The sequence below is a fragment of the Pseudoglutamicibacter albus genome, from assembly GCF_031458175.1.
Lineage (GTDB): Bacteria > Actinomycetota > Actinomycetes > Actinomycetales > Micrococcaceae > Pseudoglutamicibacter > Pseudoglutamicibacter albus.
The window spans coordinates 1,562,567-1,581,069 of record NZ_JAVDXX010000001.1 but is presented as its reverse complement, the minus strand read 5'-3'; the positions used below and the strand labels follow the sequence as shown (position 1 = coordinate 1,581,069).

The window sequence follows — 18,503 nt, the reverse complement described above, 5'->3', positions numbered from 1 at the left end:
GTGTCAGGCGCCAAGCCCTAAACCCACAGCTCGAATCGGAGTACCTCGACACGTTTGGCACACGTGGTGCTGTCGCGAACATGGCGCTAGTGGGATCATTTGCGAACAGCATCTCGCTGATGAGCGAGGGCGCTACTAATCACCAAGGGAGTTGAGTCCCTCATAGTGGTGTAGCGGGGTGGTCGTGCTGGACAGCAGGGCGGTCACCGTGTGATCCTCGAGTTTCGTCCCCTACAACTCACTCGCGAAAGGCCACACGATGACCGCTACCCATATTGTCGACCCTGCCGGGCTGCTTGGCGAACTGCTTGCCGAGGCGTCACCTGTTGCAGACTGTGATCAACGAGTTGCTGTCTGCGGATGCTGATGCGGTTGCAGGTGCCGAGTACGGCCGCCCAGATCCTGACCGACGTGCCCAGCGCAACGGCTACCGCCACCGGCCTCTCGATACCCGTGTTGGGACCTTGGACATCGCGGTCCCGAAACTACGCCAGGGCACCTATTTCCCTGAGTGGCTGCTGGAGCGTCGCAAGCGCGCCGAGTCCGCATTGATCACTGTTGTTGCCGACTGCTATCTCGCTGGAGTCAGTACTCGCCGGATGGACAAGTTGGTCAAGACGTTGGGAATCGACCGGCTGTCGAAGTCCCAGGTCTCTCGCATGGCCGCCGAGTTGGACGAGCACGTCGCCGAGTTTCGACACCGTCCACTAGGCGATGCTGGGCCGTTCACGTTCGTGACCGCCGACGCGTTGACGATGAAAGTTCGCGAGGGAGGTCGTGTGGTCAACGCGGTCGTCATGCTCGCGACCGGGGTCAACGCCGACGGGCATCGCGAAGTCTTAGGGATGCGGGTCGCCACGAGCGAGACCGGCCCGGCCTGGAACGAGTTTTTCGCCGATCTGGTCGCCCGAGGACTGTCCGGGGTCAGGCTGGTCACCTCCGACGCCCACCAAGGCCTCGTGGAAGCGATCGCGGCGAACCTGCCCGGTGCCGTCTGGCAGCGTTGCCGCACTCACTACGCCGCGAACCTGATGAGCATCACTCCCAAGAGCTTGTGGCCGGCGGTCAAGGCCATGCTCCACTCCGTCTATGACCAGCCTGACGCCGATGCTGTTCACGCCCAGTTCGACCGGCTGCTGGACTACACCGCCGAGAAACTCCCCGACGTCGCAGACCACCTCGATGCCGCCCGCGCTGACATTCTCACGTTCACCAGCTTCCCGACCGAGGTCTGGCAGCAGATCTGGTCGAACAACCCCACCGAACGGCTGAACCGCGAGATCCGGCGCCGCACCGATGCGGTTGGGATCTTCCCAAACCGGGAAGCGATTGTCCGGCTCGTCGGCGCCGTCCTGGCCGAGCAAACCGATGAATGGGCAGAAGGCCGCCGCTACCTCGGCCTGGAAGTCCTCGCCAAGAGCCGCCTCAACCTGATCACCACACCCACAACCACGACCGATGCCGACATGCCCGCACTCGCAGGCTAAAACCCCAAACGAGAGGAAAACACCGTTACACCACTACAAGGGACTTGACCCCCAACTTGCTAAAAGCTTTGTAGTTGACTAGGAGTGCAGATGGTCGTCGGCCCACCTGCAAGAACGAATAGCAAGCGGTATCGTCTACAGGTAGAGGTGCTACCCGCATCATTTGTCGAGACCCCGCGTCTATTCTTGCGCGCGAGATCCCGACTGGTTCACCCCCTCTACGGACGCCAGCCGGGTAGCGACGTGCCAGATACTCAGCGGTACAGCAGGCTAATCTCCAAACGTCCGCGGCAGCCGGAAATCCCAGTTCATAGCCGGTATCGAAGCTGTTCGATGGCCCTGCTCCGCACTGGGGTCTTGTATCCATCGTGACCACTTGTGCGACCTGGCCGACGAGTACGGCGCTTTGGTCATGGTCGATGATTCGCATGCGGTCGGTTTCATGGGGGAGACCGGCGCAGGAACTCCTGAACATGCGGGGGTTTCTGACCGCGTTGACATCTACACCGGAACGTTCGGCAAGGCCCTGGGTGGCGCATCGGGCGGTTATGTTGCGGCTCGTCAGCAGATTGTCGATATTTTGCGTCAGCAAGGCCGCCCGTATTTGTTCTCCAACTCGCTGGCCCTAGCGATCGTTGCCGCAACGATCACTGCCCTGGACTTGGTTTCGGGGGCAGCTGACTTGCGTGAGAAACTCTTCGAGAATGCCGCGCACTTCCGCCGCCGCATGGACGAGGAGGGCTTCGAGCTGCTTGAGGGCGAGCATGCGATCATCGCAGTCATGTTCCACGATGCCGCGCTCGCGTCCAAGATCGCCGACGAGATGCTCAACCACGGCGTGTATGTCACGGCGTTCAGTTTCCCGGTGGTTCCGCGCGGTGAGGCCCGCATTCGCGTTCAGCTTTCAGCGGCGCACTCGCCCGAGGACATCGAGGCGTGCGTGGACGCATTCGTGGCGGCCCGCACAGCGGTTGAGGCCGCCATCTAGAAGGCTTGGCGCCGGCGCGAAAGCGGCACTGAAGAGACCGCTGCACTGACGGGAACGCAGCGTTGACGGAAAAGCGCGGCATTAACGAGCAAGAAAGCGCGGCATCTGCTCTTAAGCATGTGCCGCGCTTTCTTATTCGCGTTGAGTTATTTCCGCACTTTATTGGCGCCCCAGTTCATCAGTTTTTCTAGCACCAACGGATCGTATTCTCGCGGCGGGATGGCGACGGTCTTGCGGCGTCGCGCAGCTCGCTCGGCGGCCTCGTCGCTGGCGCCCCACGGGATGAGGACCCACGCGATGAGGTAGGCAGGTAACGAGATGACCGGCAGGATCAACGCGATGAGCGTGATGAGCCGAACCATCCCGACGTCCCAACCGGTTTTGTGTGCGATGCCGCCACACACGCCACCCAGCATCCGGCGGGGGCCGCGGCGTATCGGCATGGCTCTAAGCCACCTGTAGATCGGATCCATGTGGAGCACTTCCTGAAAAGTCGGTTTCCTGAAAAGTCGGTTTCGTGAAAGGTTGCTGTCGTGTTCGGTGAAACTCGTGTCTGGCTGTGAAGCCGTTCCCAGAGACTAGGCAGCGCTGTTGATGAAGTCACGGACGCGGCGGAGGCCTTCGGCGAGGTCGTCGTCGCCGAGCGCGTAGGAGAGGCGCAGGAAGCCCGATGGCCCGAACGCTTCGCCTGGTACGAGCGCTACACCGGTTTCTTGAAGGATGAGTTCGGCGAGCTGGCTCGAGGTGGTGGGGGTTTGCCCGGCGTAGGTTTTGCCGAGGGCTTCGCGCACATCCACGTAAGCGTAGAACGCACCCTTTGGGGTAGGGCAGTGGAAGCCGTTGATCTGGTTGAGGGCTTCGACCATGGCTTTGCGTCGGCGATCGAAGCTTTCTCGCATCGTGTGGACCTCATCGAGCGTCCCGGAGACTGCCGCGATCGCTGCCCGCTGGGACACGTTGGCGACGTTACCGGTTGAATGCGACTGGAACGTTGAGACCACCTTGATGAGGTCGCTTGGTCCGATGAGCCAACCCACACGCCAACCGGTCATCGCGTAGGTTTTAGCTACACCGTTGAGGATGACAACCTTCTCAAGGCCTTCCGTTACAGCGGCGATGGATGTGAACTCGGCTTCGTCGTAGACGAGGTGTTCATAGATTTCGTCGGTGATAACCCAGATGTCGTTATCGCGGGCCCATTCGCCTATCGCTTTGGTTTCTTCCGGCGTATAGACGGCACCGGTCGGGTTGGATGGGGAGACGAACAGGACCGCTTGGGTTGAATCGGTGCGCGCGGCTTCAAGCTGTTCGACCGTGACCTTATATCCGGCCTCAGGGCCAGCGAAGACCTCGACGGGCACCCCGCCTGCGAGTTTGACCGCCTCGGGATAGGTAGTCCAGTAGGGGGCGGGGATGATGACCTCATCACCGGGGTTCAGTAGGGCCTGGAACGTGTTGAACACCGCTTGTTTGCCGCCGTTGGTGACCACGATGTTGGCCGGATCAACCTCGAGCCCTGAATCACGCAGGGCCTTCGCGGCGATTGCTTCTCGCAGTTCGATGAGGCCGTTGGTTGCGGTGTAGCGGTGGTTCTTCGGGTCGCGGGCAGCAACAACTGCGGCCTCAACGATGTAGTCGGGAGTTGGGAAGTCCGGCTCGCCGGCACCGAATCCGATGACGTCCTCGCCTTGTGCTTTCATGTCCTTGGCGCGGTTGGTTACCGCGAGGGTTGCCGATGGTGCGATGGCGGAAAGTCTGGCTGAGAGACGAGCTGGCATGAACAGTCCTTCAATGATGCGGTTCGGGTTTGCGTTGGGGCGTTTCCGAGCCACCAGATAGAGATAATGTGGGGCGCTTCCATCCTAGCGAGGCGAGTGGGAAAATGAGGCATGCATTCAGAAATGACGCCTCAGTTTTACAGCCGCGAGAATCCTAGAACGCCGGGCGCGGCGCGGCGGCTTATTCCCGCGTGTGTGCTCGCGTTGTCCTTATCAGTCGTAGCGGCATGCTCTAGCGGCCCTTCCCAGAATGAGGCTGAGCAGTCGGTTACCGAGTCGGCATCGCCCGCGGAAACAGGTTCGGCGGAGCCTTCAGCCAATGAGTCAACGCAGCCTTCAGCCAGCGAGTCAGAGGAGTCTACGACCATGCCCCCTTCATCTTCTACTTCGGGTGGTCCTCAGGACGGCCCGTCTTCGAGCAGGCTTCCTTCGATGCGCGGCCCAAAGAACGATCCTTCGCTGCGGCATCCTGGTCCGCCAGCGGTTGGTCGGGGGACTATTGACGGGTTGATCCTGCAAGTTAAGAAGGGTTCTGACCGCGACGAGGTGGATAAGAAGGTGGCTCGGGCCCTTGAGAAGTTCGATGTTGCGGCTAAGCCGGGGCTCACGATGTTCGATGGCTCGTTCGTCTACAGCTTGGAGCCTGGTTTCAAAGAGACCCGGTTGGATGAGGTGAGCGAGGCTTTGGAAAAGCTGCCGGAGGTCACCTCGGTTGAACCGGATTCGCAAGCACGCATGCAGTAGGCGGTGCCTGTAAGAGGAACGAACCGATAAAGATGCGGCCGGCCTGGAATGCTCCAGACCGGCCGCATCTTGCTCTCTTGTTTTATGGTGCTCTACCGCCTGCACGGTAGAGGGTCTCTTATTTGACGGTCACCTCTACGTCATCAAGGTTGAACGCGGTAGCGAAGAAGAGCCCTTCGCGGCCGATGAAGCGTAGCTTGATCTGCTGACCAGCGAACCGGGAGAGGTCGATGTGGTGCTGGCGGTAGCCTCCACCCTTCTCGGCATTGGAGTGAGCTTTCAGGGTGGTCCAGCGTTTGCCGTCCCACACCGAGACGGTGAGGGTGTCGCTCACCGCGGGCATCAGTTCGTTCGAACGCACCTTGAGCCAATAGCTCAAAACCGCATTGGATTTAGCGGGCACGGTCACGCTCTGTTCCAGCGTGTATCTCGAGGGGCGGCCGTTGCCGTTGAACATAGCCGAGTGGTCACCGGAGCGAGCATGAGTGCTGTTGCGGGCCAGGATGTTGCGAGCGTTGCTGGACCACGGCCCGAGGCCTTCCTCGAAGCCGCCGTTACGGATCAGCTGACGCCCAGGCTCAGGCTCAGGCTCAGGTGACTGCTCCGTTGTTGGTTTTGGACTTGGTGCCGTGGTTGGCGAGCTACTTGGCTCGGTGGTTGGCTCGGTGGTTGGCTCGGTGGTTGGCTCAGGGGTCGGCTGAGGGTTTGGTTCCGTGCTTGGTTCTGGGCTCGGCTGAGACGTTGGCTCCGTTGACGGTTTAGGGGTTGGCTTTGGAGCTGGCGCATTGTTTCCGGCCGCAGCCTTGACCGCACGCCCAGCATCGACGATCCCTGCGCCGCACGGACGCGGGCACTTGCCATTCGGTGCCTTCACGGTCTCTTTGAGGATCTTCTCGATACGAGCTGGGGAGATCTCTGGGTTCACGGACTTCATGAGTGCGGCAACACCTGCAACGTGCGGGGTAGCCATCGAGGTGCCCTGGTATTCCGAGTAGCTTGGGCCAACGGGACGGGTCTTGCCGGAGTTCACGGTGGAGAGGATTCCGCTACCGCGAGTATGGGTTTCACCGCCGGGTGCAGATACGTCCAGGGTGTCACCGAAGTTCGAGTAGTGGGCTGGCTTGCCTTGTTTATTGGTTGCACCAACGGTCACTACGTTTTGGCAGTTAGCTGGCTGGAAGTTCGCGGCGTTCGTGGTGTCGTTACCCGCAGCCACAACAACCACGGCTCCGCGGCTGTTAGCGAGGTCGATGGCACGCTGGTAGCTCGGCATGCAGGTTCCGCCACCACCTAGTGACATATTGATCACATCAGCTGGGTTCTGGTTTTTAGGGGCACCTTGCACGTCTACTCCGACTGACCAGGCGATAGCGTCAGCGAAGTCAGACAAGCGTCCGCCGCACTTACCGAGCACACGCACAGGCACGACCTTAGACTTTGGCGCTACGCCCACAACACCTTTCGAGTCTGCAACTGCCGCGATGGTGCCGGCTACGTGGGTTCCGTGCCAGGAGGAATCACGTCCGCGGGGCTCGCCGCATTCTCCAGCTACTTGCCAGTCACCGCTGTCGGTCGGGTCGCTATCGCGCCCGTCGCCATCGGTGGCTGTTTCTGGATCGGCGATGAAGTCATAGCCCGGCAGAATGTTGGCATCCAAGTCAGGGTGGCGGGTGATGCCGGAGTCCAATACGGCGACAACCGCACCCTCACCTTGCGTGTACTTCCACGCTTCCTGCGAATCCACTCCGTAGGTGCCGTGAAGACCCCACAGGCTGGACCAGTCCTGATCGCGAGGCTCAAGGCTCACCGGGTACAACCGGATATCCGGCTCAACGGATTCAACTGCAGGGTCAGCGGCGAGCTTGTCCATGAAGTTATCGGCCTTCTTACCTTTGAGGCGCTGATCCCCAAGATCGATCACGTGTGATCCGGTCGCGGTCTTGCGCACTTCCTCGGCATTTACTCCGTAGGACTTACCGGCTTTCTCCCAGGCCTTGGAGCGCTTCGCCGCCTGATTGGTGGCACGAGCCGAGGACTTGTAGGTCACGATGAAGCGGTCATAGCCATCGGCGTTGAGCTTCTCGATCGCCTCCTGTTTGCGTTCAAGGTTCTTCTGAGCCTTTTGCGAATCCTCATGAGACTGCTTGTCGGTTTTAGCAACAATGACGCTTTGCGATTGCACGGATGCTTCAGGCTGCGATGCGACAGGGGCCGCGTGCGCCATCGTCGGGGGGATAGCCAGAGTCAGTGTCGCAACGCATGCGCCAAGAGTTCCAAGCAATCGAGTGCGCGACGCGCGACGGGCGTGGACCCGGCGAGGGCGCGGTGTGGATAAAGTCACTATGATCGTCTTTCGTGTTCGGGGAGGGAGCACTGTGGATCGCTCACGGTGCATCAACGGTAGACGTGAATAAATCTATTGGGAAGACCTAACTCGCACTTCTTATACGATCCTCAGTAACTGCATGAGGGGTGCATCGAGAGTGCACGGTGTACTCACAGGTAACTGTCTGTGGTGTGTACTGAGCGCATGAGTTCGACTTATCGCGCGTGTTCGGTATAGACTGGACATTCGGTGTTCACCGTTTGCGGATCAGCGCGCTTAGGTGGGTGGCTAAAATCGGTGGACACGGCTCATAGGGCAGTGGCGCAATTGGTAGCGCAACGGTCTCCAAAACCGTAGGTTGCAGGTTCGAGTCCTGTCTGCCCTGCGTTTGGGCAAACGCCCGGCGATGACGGCGTGGACCCCGCACCCCAGGATCGGGGCCGCGGGGCCATGTTGTTTCAGCAAGAGATCTGAGTAAGGGATCTGAGCGAAGGATCTGACACGTGCAGATCGGAAGGTGAACCAGTGACGGAAACCACGGCACAACGCAAGAAGCGCGGCTTCTTCGGTGCGATCTCTCTGTTCTTTGCCCAGGTAATCCAGGAACTGCGCAAGGTTGTTTCACCAACCCGCAAGGAACTGGTGAACTACTGGTTTGTTGTACTCATGTTCGTTGTCATCGTCATGATCATGGTGGGTCTGCTGGATTTCGTGTTCGGTAAGGTCGCCGTCTGGTCGTTTACCCGATAACTACGCTCGAATGAGCCGCGCGCAACCGGGCGCGGTCAGCCGCAGAGCGCACCAAGCAGAAAGTAGGAGCGAGTGTCCGAGCAGGAACTGGAAGCTAACGAGTCAGAGCCACGCACCGAGGTTGACTCGACCGTCGACGCCTCCGTCGACGTTGCCCAGGATGCGGACAGCGATGCTGCAGCCGAAACCGATGAGCTCACCGAACTGCGTCGCAAGTTCCGTTCGAAACTACGTCGGCAACCGGGCCACTGGTACGTCATCCACTCGTACGCAGGCTACGAGAACCGCGTGAAACTCAACCTGGAAACCCGTATTCAGACCCTGAATATGGAGGACTACATCTACGAGATCCAGGTTCCAATGGAAGAAGCCGTTGTCGTGAAGAACACGGTTTCTAAAAAAGTTCGTCGCGTCCGCATCCCGGGCTATGTGTTGGTCCGCATGGACTTGACGGATGAATCCTGGGGTGCTGTACGCCACACCCCAGGCGTGACCGGCTTTGTCGGAAACGCATATGACCCAACCCCGTTGAGCCTTGACGAGGTGTACTCGATGCTCGAGCACACCATCGAGGTTGAAGCGGAAGCTGAAGAGACCGGTAAAGAAGCGAAGGTTCCTGTCACCGAGGTCAAGGCAGACTTCGAGGTTGGCGAGGCCGTCATCGTCAACGACGGCCCATTCGAATCGATGCCAGCAACCATCTCCGAGGTCAAGCTCGAAACCCGCCAGCTCGTGGTCCTGGTTTCCATTTTCGAGCGCGAAACCCCGGTCACGCTGCAGTTCAACCAGGTCACCAAAGTCAACTAGTCCAAGCTTAAGTAGCTCACGTTCGACTCGTTCCACAACACAAAAGTTTTCGTCGCCCCGGCTCGCTTAGCCGGGACCGACGATCCGGTCGCCGCGCCACGGCGACCAACCGGCCCTCGTACGCTCCTGTGCGAGGGTGAAGTTTGAGAGAGAAGGACCATACATGGCTCCGAAGAAAAAGGTCACTGGCCTGATCAAACTCCAGATTCAGGCAGGTCAGGCAAACCCGGCCCCACCAATCGGCCCGGCACTTGCCCAGCACCGTGTCAACATCATGGAGTTCTGCAAGGCTTACAACGCTGAGACCGAATCCCAGCGCGGTAACGTCATCCCAGTAGAGATCACGGTTTTTGAAGATGGCTCGTTCACCTTCATCACCAAGACTCCACCAGCGTCCCAGCTGATCAAGAAGGCAGCTGGCGTTGCTAAGGGCTCCGGCGTTCCACACACTGACAAGGTGGGTAAGCTCACCAAGGATCAGGTCAAGGAAATCGCTGAATACAAGATGAAGGACCTCAACGCTAACGACGTTGACGCTGCGTCCAAGATCATCGCAGGCACCGCCCGTTCGATGGGTATCGAGGTCGAGAAGTAATCGCGCTTCTCGCTACACGCCCTCGCGTGTGGCGCGCGGTTCAAACACGCGAACCAAACACACAGTGTGAGCGTGGACTGAACCCGTTACAGATATAAGCATCATGCCCCGTGAAGGGGAGTGGGAAGGGTCGAGCGCGGCCCGGGTACCACAACTGCACAAGGAGAAAAGACGCAGATGGCAAAGCGCAGCAAAGCATATTTGGAAGCAGCCGCCAAGATTGAAGACGGCAAGCTCTACCAGCCGAAAGAGGCTCTGGCTCTGATCAAGGAGACCACGAGCGCTTCGAAGGGTAACGCAACCGTTGAGGCTGTATTCCGCCTTTCGGTTGACCCTCGTAAGGCTGACCAGATGGTTCGCGGCACCGTGAACCTCCCACACGGCACCGGTAAGACCGCCCGCGTAGTGGTCTTCGCTGCTGGTCCGAACGCTGACGCAGCTCGTGAAGCTGGCGCAGACTTCGTTGGTTCCGATGACCTCATGGAGAAGATCCAGGGCGGTTGGACCGACTTCGACGCCGCAGTAGCCACCCCAGACATGATGGGTAAGGTCGGCCGCCTCGGTAAGATCCTCGGCCCGCGTAACCTCATGCCAAACCCTAAGACTGGCACCGTCACCATGGACGTTGCTAAGGCTGTTGGTGACATCAAGGGCGGTAAGATCGACTTCCGCGTTGATAAGCACTCCAACCTCCACTTCATCGTTGGTAAGGCTTCCTTCGACCAGAACGCTCTGGAAGAGAACTTCAAGGCTGCTGTTGAGGAAATCAACCGCCTGAAGCCATCCGCTTCCAAGGGCCGCTACATCAAGAAGGCCACCCTGGCTACGACCTTCGGTCCTGGCGTTCCACTGGACCCAGCAACCGTCACTGTCCGCAGCTAGCACCACGCGGCTAGTCGCCGACGAAACATAGCGTTGTCCCCGGTCATGCGAATGGCCGGGGACAACGTGTTTAATGCTGTGTCCCTCTAGCCTGAAGCTAGGGATACGGGCCCTGGTGGCGCATCGCGGGGAGCGCTGATCGGGAAGAGTGCTGGCTGGTTGCGCTACCGGCGTCTGCCGATCGTAGTGCCTCATGTCAAGTTGATCGCGTAGCCCTAGTCGTGCCTCACAGAGATTGATTGCGTAGCCCTGCTTAGGCAGTATGGAGTTTCACCCCACCGGTTTGTCGTTTCCGTCGGTTCTGTTTCGCGTCTTCGACCTCAGCTGTGAGGACCTCAGTCTTCCAACTGGCTTTGGTGATGAGCATGTCCTGATACCGGACAATGTCACGCGTGAGTTCGACCGGGTTGAGCTTCGCGTACTGCGCCCGCAGCGCTCGTTCTTGAGCTACAGAGAGCAGCCCAGAGTCGAGCAGACGCTGGTACGGGGTCTTCGGGTCGTCATACACGCGCCGTCTACGCCCCTGCCCGTCCACGCTCCAACCGACAGGTTTCTTGGTGGGGGTGAAGAAGTTCATCTTCAGCATCACTGCCTGCCATAACAGTGTCAGCACGTCCCGCTCATCTGGGGTGTCGTAACGGTAGTAGAAACCGTATTTACGGACAATATGGTTGTTCTTTGACTCGACGAGGGCTTGATCATTCTTCTTGTAAGGCCTGGCTCTTGTGAAGAAGATCTTCCGGTCACCTGCCCACTCGATCACTTGGTCGTTGATGAACTCCGACCCGTTATCGCAGTCGAGCCCAGCAATATCAAACGGTAACGCAGCTTCCATGCGGGTGAGGGCGGCGAGCATGTGTACACGTGCGTTATTCCGTAACACTTCCAGGTGGGTCCATCCCGTCTGCACACAAGTGGCGGTCAAAGTTCTGGCGAATTCACCTTTCAGTGTGGGGCCGCAGTGCGCGACCGTGTCACACTCCAGAAAGCCGGGCTCATGCTCTGCCTCGTCGCCGGCTTTCCGGATCATGATCGAGGTGCGTAACAGCGCGCCAGAACGGGTGGCAGAGATCCCTTTCAACTCCAGTGACTGCCGGTGCTCTCGTAAATATCGGTCGATCGTCGCGGCAGACATCTCAAGCAGTTCGGCACGTACCGCAGGCGTGTAGTCGTGTTCACCGTGGCTGAGTTCGCCATGTGCTTCAAGCCGGCTGATCCATTCGGGGAGCATCTGACACATGTATTTCCCGCACGGGTACATCATGACCCGCCACAGCCACACCAGCACCCGTTTCGAGGCTGCCGAGTACTTCGTCGGGCGATGCCGACGACGATCAACTTTCGTCACATTCTTCACGCCCAGGTGTGGGCTGGTGAGATACCGTCTGGCTGATACTCGGGACAGCCCGGTGGTTGCGCAGAACTGATCCAGAATCACAGACTTCTCGGACCTCGTCGCGGTTTTGTAGGCCCGTTTGAGTTGTTTGGTGACTTCGATACGTGTCGACATTGAGACCACACCCTTGTTCATACTTGTTCAGCGTAGGAGTACGCGCTCAAAGTATGTGAGGCACGACTGTAGCTACGCGATCAATATATGTAAGGTACGCCGCCGATTGGCGCATCGTGATCCATTGCGTTAGACTGGACGCTGTACCAAAGACCGTTGGTTATGGGCGCGTGCGCTCATCGAAGGTTCCCGCACTTGCAGGGCAGCCCACGTAGGGACAGATTCTTCACGAACCGAGGCGATCAGCGCCGTCGATGTTCACCGTGTAGCCCTGTGCCTATGTGCCAGGGCTATTTTGCTTTTCGGGGCAACCAACCGGGATGAACCATCTTAGAACCCCGGAAGGAGTGTCATGGCTAAGAACGTCAAGGAGATCGCCGTAGCGGAGATCACCAAGGACTTCGAGGAGTCCTCGGCTGCAGTCCTGACCGAATACCGTGGGCTCACCGTGGAACAGCTCAAGGAGCTTCGCCGCTCCATGGGCCCAGACACTAAGTACGCAGTCGTCAAGAACACCTTGACCGAGATCGCTGCTAAGAACGCCGGTGTCGACGCATTCGAGGGCATGCTCAACGGCCCAACTGCTATCGCGTTTGTACGCGGAGATGCAGTTGCAGCCGCTAAGAGCCTCACCGATTTCGCTAAGGACCACGAGAAGCTCATCATCAAGGGCGGCTACTACGACGGCCAGAAGATGGACGCTGAGCAGATCAAGGATCTTGCTGCTCTCGAGTCCGTCGAACACCAGCTGGCTCGTGTTGCCGGTGTCCTCAAGGCACCAGCATCCGCTGCTGCACGCATCATCGATGCGCTGCGTCTCAAGCGCGAAGAGGCCGGCGAAACCGCCGAAGCCCCAGCTGCAGAGTAGTCACGGTTCCGTAGCATCCGTTGTCCCGCAACATCCGTTGCGGCGCGGGACGCTTGAGCCCAACAGTTTCAACCGACAAGCTTTTACGCGGAGCAAAGCCTCCGCATCGACGAAAGGACGCCACTATGGCGAAGCTCACCACCGAAGAGCTCCTTGACGCGTTCAAGGAAATGACCATCTTCGAACTCTCCGAGTTCGTTAAGCAGTTCGAAGAGACCTTCGACGTCACCGCAGCTGCTGTTGCTGCAGCTCCTGCTGCAGGCGGTGCCGCAGGCGGCGCTGAAGAGCAGACCGAATTCGACGTCATCCTCGAAGCCGCTGGCGATAAGAAGATTGGCGTTATTAAGGAAGTTCGCGGCCTGACCTCCCTAGGCCTCAAGGAAGCTAAGGAGCTCGTTGACGGCGCTCCTAAGGCTGTTCTCGAAGGCGTCTCCAAGGAAGATGCAGAGAAGGCTAAGGAAGCTCTCGAGGGCGCTGGCGCAACCGTCACCCTCAAGTAATTTCCTTTCACTCGCCGCGGCGTGACAGTGCGCCGCTCACAGTGAATGAATGTTTGGCCCGTGTCACTATTTGGTGGCACGGGCCAAACCTTGTTAAGGGCCCTGGCTGATGATGGGGGGAGGTAGGGGCGGCAGACTAGCGGTGCAGCAAGAGTGCTTCGCCTTGACCTCCGCCGCCACACAGCGCGACGGCCGCGGTGCCTCCGCCGTTCTCCTCAAGTTGGTAGCACGCTGTCACAACGAGGCGTGCGCCACTCGCCCCGAGTGGATGGCCCAAGGCGATCGCGCCACCCCATGCGTTCACGTCCTCTGCGTCCACACCTAGCTCGCGTTGGGACTGCACGGACACGGATGCGAAAGCCTCGTTGATTTCTATGACATCGAGGGCGCCCTGATCGATGCCGGAACGTTCGAGGGCCCTCTTGATCGCTCGGGCCGGCTGGGAGTGCAGAGAATTATCCGGCCCGGCAACCTGGCCTGCCTCGCCGATGGTCGCCAGTATGGTCGCGTCGTTCTGTTCAGCCCAGATGCGCGAAGTCACGATCACGGCCGCTGCTCCATCCGATAGGGGAGAGGAGTTCCCGGCAGTGATGGTTCCTTCTTTCGAGAATGCCGGTCGCAGCTGAGCCAAGGCCTCAGCGTTCGTATCCTCACGCACACCCTCATCATCTGTGACAGTATGCTGTCGGCCGCGGCGATCCTCCCACTCAACAGGGGCGATCTCTTGCTGCAGGTGCTCACGGGAAGAAGTCGCTCGTTGGTGGGAGGCGGCGGCCACCGCATCCTGCTCAGCCCGCGAAATCTCGCGAGTCACGTTGCCGGCATCAGTCAGCGAGCCCATCGAGACCTGATCAGCCGCATCCGTAAGCCCATCATGAGCCAGCGAATCGACCACGGCTACGTCCCCGTACTTCCAGCCAGTGCGGGAGCCCGGCAAAAGATGAGGTGCATTCGACATCGACTCCATCCCGCCAGCAACCACAACATCAGCTTCACCTAGGCGAACAAGGCGGGCGGCGTGAATCACCGCGGAAAGACCAGAAAGGCACACCTTGTTGACCGTCTCAGCATGAGCGGATGCAGGTAGGCCCGGAACCGAAAGGGCTGCCTGCCGAGCGGGGTTCTGCCCACATCCAGCCTGAACCGCCTGCCCCATCACTACGGCCTCGACACACTCCGCGCCGACCCCGGCCCTGCCGAGCGCAGCCTCGATAGCGCGCCCACCCAGCGCAGCGGCAGAAAAATCCTTGAGCTCGCCCAAAAGACGCGCAAAAGGCGTACGCGCGGCACCAATGATCACCGCGTCGCGCCCGCTCAAAGCCGCCATACCTTGCAAGCCACCAGGGGTGGAATCGCCAGTCACGCCACCGGACATATGAACCTCCATCGTAAGAAAAACGCACACGAATGTGACCAGCATCTCACGATCGAAGGTGTGCTAGCCACGCAAGCCCGGCAGGCATCGTGCTCGGTATCACGCACGCGAGCTCAAAATACTATTCGACACGCTTGACGAACTGCGCTAAGATGGATCGTTGCGGCTCTTCTTGTCCTGTTACATCGACCTTCATATAGCGGTGGGTCGATGTTTTAACGTCTCATCAGGCGTTTACAACCTCACGCGAATTCCTAGCCTCACCAGCTAGTCAACGCATAGAGAATACGCATAGCGAGGGCAAAGCCGCACCCGGAAACATGACGGTCTGTGGAAGGAAAACCTTTGGTCGCCTCGAGCACCTCTCAGAACTCAACCGCTACATCGGCTCGTACCGCCGCCGCAGCGGGCCGCATCTCCTTCGCGAAAATCCACGAGCCCCTCGACGTCCCGGATCTGCTAGCACTGCAGACCGAATCGTTCGACTGGCTCATCGGTAACGAACGCTGGCAGCAGCGCGTAGCGAAGGCAGAAGAAACAGGGGACACCAGCGTCCCACGAGTACCAGGGCTGGCCGAGATCTTCGAAGAGATATCACCCATCGAAGACTTCCAGGGCACCATGTCCCTGAGCTTCTCCGAGCCAGAATTCGCGGACCCTAAGTACACGATCGCGGAAGCCAAAGACCGCGACGCCACCTACTCGGCACCGCTCTATGTGCGTGCCGAGTTCATGAACAACCAGACCGGCGAAATCAAGCAGCAGACGGTCTTCATGGGCGATTTCCCGCTCATGACCGACAACGCAACGTTCATCATCAACGGAACCGAGCGCGTCGTTGTGTCCCAGCTGGTCCGTTCCCCAGGTGCCTACTTCGAGCGCACCCCAGACAAGACCTCCGATAAGGACATCTACTCCGCGCGCATCATCCCGTCGCGTGGTTCCTGGTTCGAGCTCGAAATCGATAAGCGCGACCAGGTCGGTGTCCGCCTCGACCGTAAGCGCAAGCAGTCCGTGACGGTACTGCTCAAGGCCCTCGGCTGGACCGAATCCCAGATCCTCGAAGAGTTCGGCGACTACGAGTCGATCCGCATCACCCTCGAGAAGGACACCGTCCACACCGAGGAAGAAGCGCTGCTGGACATCTACCGCAAGCTGCGCCCAGGCGAGCCGCCGACCGTTGAAGCGGCACGCAACCTGCTCGAGAACATGTACTTCACCCCGAAGCGCTACGACCTCGCTAAGGTGGGCCGCTACAAGCTCAACCGCAAGCTCGGCATGGACATGCCGATGGACACCCCAGAGTCCTCCGTTCTGACCGAGGCCGACATCGTAGCGATGATCCGCTACATCGTCGCCCTCCACGCAGGCGAGCGCACCATCAAGGGTGTACGCAAGGGCGAAGAGACCGACATCCCGATCAACGTCGATGACATCGACCACTTCGGCAACCGCCGCATCCGCGCGGTCGGCGAACTGATCGACAACCAGGTCCGCACCGGCCTGTCCCGTATGGAGCGCGTTGTACGTGAACGTATGACCACCCAGGACGTCGAGGCGATCACCCCGCAGACCCTGATCAATATTCGCCCGGTGGTTGCTGCGATCAAGGAGTTCTTCGGAACCTCCCAGCTCTCGCAGTTCATGGACCAGAACAACCCACTGGCTGGCGTGACCCACAAACGCCGCCTCTCGGCTCTGGGCCCAGGCGGTCTCTCCCGTGACCGCGCAGGCATGGAAGTCCGTGACGTTCACCCGTCTCACTACGGCCGCATGTGCCCGATCGAGACCCCGGAAGGCCCGAACATTGGCCTGATCGGCTCGCTCGCAACCTATGGTCGCATCAACTCCTTCGGCTTCATCGAAACCCCGTACCGTCGCGTTGTTGACGGCGTGGTGACCGAGCACGTCGATTACCTGACCGCAGACGAAGAGCTCGAATACCAGATCGCGCAGGCAAACGCGCCGCTGGCAGAAGACGGCACCTTCGAAGAAGACCTCGTTCTCTGCCGTGAACGCGGTGGCGGCGGCGAACCAGTCCTGGTCGCTCCGAACGAGATCGACTACATGGACGTCTCGCCACGCCAGATGGTTTCCGCAGCGACCGCACTGATTCCGTTCCTCGAACACGATGACGCCAACCGCGCGCTCATGGGCGCGAACATGCAGCGTCAGGCCGTTCCGCTCCTGGAGCCGGATTCCCCAATCGTGGGTACCGGTATGGAGAAGTACCTCGCGGTTGACTCCGGCGACGCGGTTCTGGCGAAGAAGCCAGGCGTTGTCACAAGTGTTTCGGCTGACCTCGTCTCCGTCATGAACGATGACGGTACGCAGACGAACTACCCGATCATGAAGTTCGCCCGCTCCAACCAGGGCAACGGCTACAACCAGAAGGTCGTTGTCACGGAAGGGGACCGGCTGGAAGCTCAGGCCCTCATTGCTGATGGCCCAGCAACCCAGGCGGGCGAGCTCGCGCTCGGTAAGAACCTGCTCGTTGCGTTCATGTCCTGGGAAGGCCTCAACTACGAGGACGCGATCATCCTCTCCGAGCGCATGGTCTCCGACGACGTCCTCACCTCGATCCACATCGAGGAATACGAGGTCGATGCCCGTGACACCAAGCTCGGCGCTGAAGAGATCACCCGCGACATCCCGAACGTGTCCGAGGAAGTGCTTTCGCAGCTCGATGAGCGCGGCATCATCCACATCGGTGCTGAGGTAGAAGCCGGCGACGTCCTCGTGGGTCGTGTAACACCTAAGGGTGAAACCGAACTGACCCCGGAGGAGCGCTTGCTGCGGGCGATCTTCGGTGAGAAGTCTCGCGAAGTCCGTGACACCTCGCTGCGCATCCCGCACGGTGAGTCCGGTACCGTCATCGGCGTCCGCATCTTCGATCGCGACGATGACGACGAGCTACCACCAGGTGTGAACCAGCTGGTCCGTGTCTACGTTGCACAGAAGCGCAAGATCACGGTTGGTGACAAGCTCGCTGGCCGCCACGGTAACAAGGGTGTCATCTCCAAGATCCTCCCGGTTGAGGACATGCCGTTCATGGCTGACGGTACCCCGGTCGACGTGATCCTGAACCCAATGGGTGTTCCGGGCCGTATGAACCTGGGCCAGGTCATGGAGTTGCACCTCGGGTGGGCCGCATCCCAGGGCTGGAACATCGAAGGTGAACCTGAGTGGATCAAGAACCTTCCGAACCTGCCGCGTGAGCAGGCTCCGATCAAGGTTGCCACCCCGGTCTTCGACGGTGCTGAGGAAGAGGAAGTCCGGGGTCTGCTGGACCACACTCTGCCGTCCCGTGACGGCGAGCGTCTGATCGATAACTCCGGTAAGGCGACCCTGTTCGATGGCCGCTCCGGCCAGCCGTTCCCGGAGCCGATCTCCGTGGGTTACATGTACATCCTCAAGTTGCACCACTTGGTTGATGACAAGATCCACGCTCGCTCGACCGGTCCATACTCGATGATTACGCAGCAGCCGTTGGGTGGTAAGGCCCAGTTCGGTGGTCAGCGTTTCGGCGAGATGGAGGTGTGGGCGCTTGAGGCGTACGGCGCGGCATACACCCTGCAGGAGCTGCTGACGGTCAAGTCGGATGATATCCACGGCCGTGTGAAGGTCTACGAGGCGATCGTTAAGGGCGATAACATCCCTGCCCCTGGCGTTCCGGAGTCCTTCAAGGTTCTGTTGAAGGAAATGCAGTCGCTGTGCCTGAACGTTGAGGTTCTTTCGACCGACGGCGAGACGATTGAGATGCGCGATGCGGACGAGGAAGTCTTCCGGGCCGCAGAGGAGCTGGGTATCAACTTGTCCAATGTTGAGCCGAGCTCGGTTGATGAGGTCTAAGTAGCGCTCGATGCGGTGGCGGGCTGGGGTGCCCGCCACCG

At 59.8% G+C, this 18,503-nt stretch carries 15 protein-coding genes, 1 tRNA gene and 1 pseudogene; 11 read left to right on the top strand and 6 right to left on the bottom strand.

Going from position 1 to position 18,503, the window contains the following annotated elements; genetic code table 11:
- Positions 1-259 precede the first annotated feature (259 nt).
- Together J2S67_RS06935 and J2S67_RS06930 are read left to right on the top strand one after the other, a co-directional pair.
- Positions 260-1,487 (top strand): annotated as a pseudogene (locus J2S67_RS06935) (IS256 family transposase).
- A gap of 319 nt (positions 1,488-1,806) precedes the next feature.
- Entirely contained in the window at positions 1,807-2,475 is a 669-nt protein-coding gene (locus J2S67_RS06930) for an aminotransferase class I/II-fold pyridoxal phosphate-dependent enzyme (protein WP_310248772.1), read from the top strand.
- Positions 2,476-2,621: 146 nt separating this feature from the next.
- On the opposite strand, the gene J2S67_RS06925 is transcribed toward J2S67_RS06930, so the two are convergent.
- The 3 genes from J2S67_RS06925 to J2S67_RS06915 form a co-directional block, all read right to left on the bottom strand.
- Positions 2,622-2,918, bottom strand: a complete 297-nt coding sequence (locus J2S67_RS06925) for a PspC domain-containing protein (RefSeq protein WP_070490196.1) — start codon at positions 2,916-2,918, stop codon at positions 2,622-2,624.
- A gap of 135 nt (positions 2,919-3,053) precedes the next feature.
- The gene (locus tag J2S67_RS06920; protein ID WP_310247526.1) at positions 3,054-4,253 is read right to left on the bottom strand and encodes a pyridoxal phosphate-dependent aminotransferase; all 1,200 of its coding nucleotides are present in this window, start codon (positions 4,251-4,253) and stop codon (positions 3,054-3,056) included.
- A gap of 137 nt (positions 4,254-4,390) precedes the next feature.
- Positions 4,391-4,621, bottom strand: coding sequence for a hypothetical protein (locus J2S67_RS06915; protein ID WP_310247523.1), 231 nt, complete (start codon positions 4,619-4,621; stop codon positions 4,391-4,393).
- Between J2S67_RS06915 and J2S67_RS06910 the strand changes: the two genes are divergently transcribed.
- Positions 4,620-4,997 carry a hypothetical protein gene (locus J2S67_RS06910; RefSeq protein WP_141739754.1) on the top strand — a complete coding sequence of 126 codons (378 nt, stop codon included), beginning with the start codon at positions 4,620-4,622 and terminating at the stop codon, positions 4,995-4,997. The genes J2S67_RS06915 and J2S67_RS06910 overlap by 2 nt on opposite strands.
- A 118-nt stretch (positions 4,998-5,115) precedes the next feature.
- Here J2S67_RS06910 and J2S67_RS06905 read toward each other — a convergent pair whose 3' ends face one another.
- On the bottom strand, positions 5,116-7,179 hold the full coding sequence (locus tag J2S67_RS06905; RefSeq protein ID WP_310247519.1) for a S8 family peptidase: 2,064 nt from the start codon (positions 7,177-7,179) through the stop codon (positions 5,116-5,118).
- Positions 7,180-7,635: 456 nt separating this feature from the next.
- Here J2S67_RS06905 and J2S67_RS06900 point away from each other — a divergent pair.
- The 5 genes from J2S67_RS06900 to rplA all read left to right on the top strand — a co-directional run bounded on the left by J2S67_RS06900 (position 7,636) and on the right by rplA (position 10,357).
- Positions 7,636-7,708, top strand: a tRNA-Trp gene (locus J2S67_RS06900).
- Positions 7,709-7,848: 140 nt separating this feature from the next.
- Complete coding sequence (secE, locus tag J2S67_RS06895) at positions 7,849-8,073, top strand: preprotein translocase subunit SecE (protein ID WP_035758003.1); 225 nt, start codon at positions 7,849-7,851, stop codon at positions 8,071-8,073.
- A 72-nt stretch (positions 8,074-8,145) separates the two neighbouring features.
- Complete coding sequence (nusG, locus tag J2S67_RS06890; RefSeq protein ID WP_310247516.1) at positions 8,146-8,880, top strand: transcription termination/antitermination protein NusG; 735 nt, start codon at positions 8,146-8,148, stop codon at positions 8,878-8,880.
- A 163-nt stretch (positions 8,881-9,043) separates the two neighbouring features.
- Positions 9,044-9,475 (top strand): 50S ribosomal protein L11, encoded by a 432-nt coding sequence (gene rplK, locus J2S67_RS06885; protein ID WP_035758007.1) that lies wholly within the window; start codon positions 9,044-9,046, stop codon positions 9,473-9,475.
- 177 nt (positions 9,476-9,652) lie between these two features.
- A complete protein-coding gene (rplA, locus tag J2S67_RS06880; RefSeq protein ID WP_035758009.1) occupies positions 9,653-10,357 on the top strand; it encodes a 50S ribosomal protein L1 in 705 nt (234 codons plus the stop codon).
- Positions 10,358-10,610: 253 nt separating this feature from the next.
- Here rplA and J2S67_RS06875 read toward each other — a convergent pair whose 3' ends face one another.
- Positions 10,611-11,867, bottom strand: coding sequence for an integrase catalytic domain-containing protein (locus tag J2S67_RS06875; protein WP_176744705.1), 1,257 nt, complete (start codon positions 11,865-11,867; stop codon positions 10,611-10,613).
- Between the two features lie 352 nt (positions 11,868-12,219).
- Between J2S67_RS06875 and rplJ the strand changes: the two genes are divergently transcribed.
- On the top strand, positions 12,220-12,735 hold the full coding sequence (rplJ, locus tag J2S67_RS06870) for a 50S ribosomal protein L10 (RefSeq protein WP_035758011.1): 516 nt from the start codon (positions 12,220-12,222) through the stop codon (positions 12,733-12,735).
- 125 nt (positions 12,736-12,860) lie between these two features.
- Entirely contained in the window at positions 12,861-13,235 is a 375-nt protein-coding gene (gene rplL, locus J2S67_RS06865; protein ID WP_035758013.1) for a 50S ribosomal protein L7/L12, read from the top strand.
- 136 nt (positions 13,236-13,371) lie between these two features.
- On the opposite strand, the gene J2S67_RS06860 is transcribed toward rplL, so the two are convergent.
- On the bottom strand, positions 13,372-14,562 hold the full coding sequence (locus tag J2S67_RS06860) for an acetyl-CoA C-acyltransferase (RefSeq protein WP_310248769.1): 1,191 nt from the start codon (positions 14,560-14,562) through the stop codon (positions 13,372-13,374).
- A gap of 393 nt (positions 14,563-14,955) precedes the next feature.
- Between J2S67_RS06860 and rpoB the strand changes: the two genes are divergently transcribed.
- Positions 14,956-18,462 carry a DNA-directed RNA polymerase subunit beta gene (gene rpoB / locus J2S67_RS06855; protein WP_070490817.1) on the top strand — a complete coding sequence of 1,169 codons (3,507 nt, stop codon included), beginning with the start codon at positions 14,956-14,958 and terminating at the stop codon, positions 18,460-18,462.
- Positions 18,463-18,503 lie beyond the last annotated feature (41 nt).

What these genes read in the sequence shown, in the direction of transcription:
- J2S67_RS06875 (WP_176744705.1), bottom strand. Translation starts at nt 11,867, where the DNA reads ATGTCGACACGTATCGAAGTCACCAAACAACTCAAACGGGCCTACAAA.
- J2S67_RS06860 (WP_310248769.1), bottom strand. Translation starts at nt 14,562, where the DNA reads ATGGCGGCTTTGAGCGGGCGCGACGCGGTGATCATTGGTGCCGCGCGT.
- J2S67_RS06925 (WP_070490196.1), bottom strand. Translation starts at nt 2,918, where the DNA reads ATGCCGATACGCCGCGGCCCCCGCCGGATGCTGGGTGGCGTGTGTGGC.
- rplA (WP_035758009.1), top strand. Translation starts at nt 9,653, where the DNA reads ATGGCAAAGCGCAGCAAAGCATATTTGGAAGCAGCCGCCAAGATTGAA.
- J2S67_RS06920 (WP_310247526.1), bottom strand. Translation starts at nt 4,253, where the DNA reads ATGCCAGCTCGTCTCTCAGCCAGACTTTCCGCCATCGCACCATCGGCA.
- J2S67_RS06910 (WP_141739754.1), top strand. Translation starts at nt 4,620, where the DNA reads ATGCCCCCTTCATCTTCTACTTCGGGTGGTCCTCAGGACGGCCCGTCT.
- rplJ (WP_035758011.1), top strand. Translation starts at nt 12,220, where the DNA reads ATGGCTAAGAACGTCAAGGAGATCGCCGTAGCGGAGATCACCAAGGAC.
- rplL (WP_035758013.1), top strand. Translation starts at nt 12,861, where the DNA reads ATGGCGAAGCTCACCACCGAAGAGCTCCTTGACGCGTTCAAGGAAATG.
- rplK (WP_035758007.1), top strand. Translation starts at nt 9,044, where the DNA reads ATGGCTCCGAAGAAAAAGGTCACTGGCCTGATCAAACTCCAGATTCAG.
- J2S67_RS06915 (WP_310247523.1), bottom strand. Translation starts at nt 4,621, where the DNA reads ATGGTCGTAGACTCCTCTGACTCGCTGGCTGAAGGCTGCGTTGACTCA.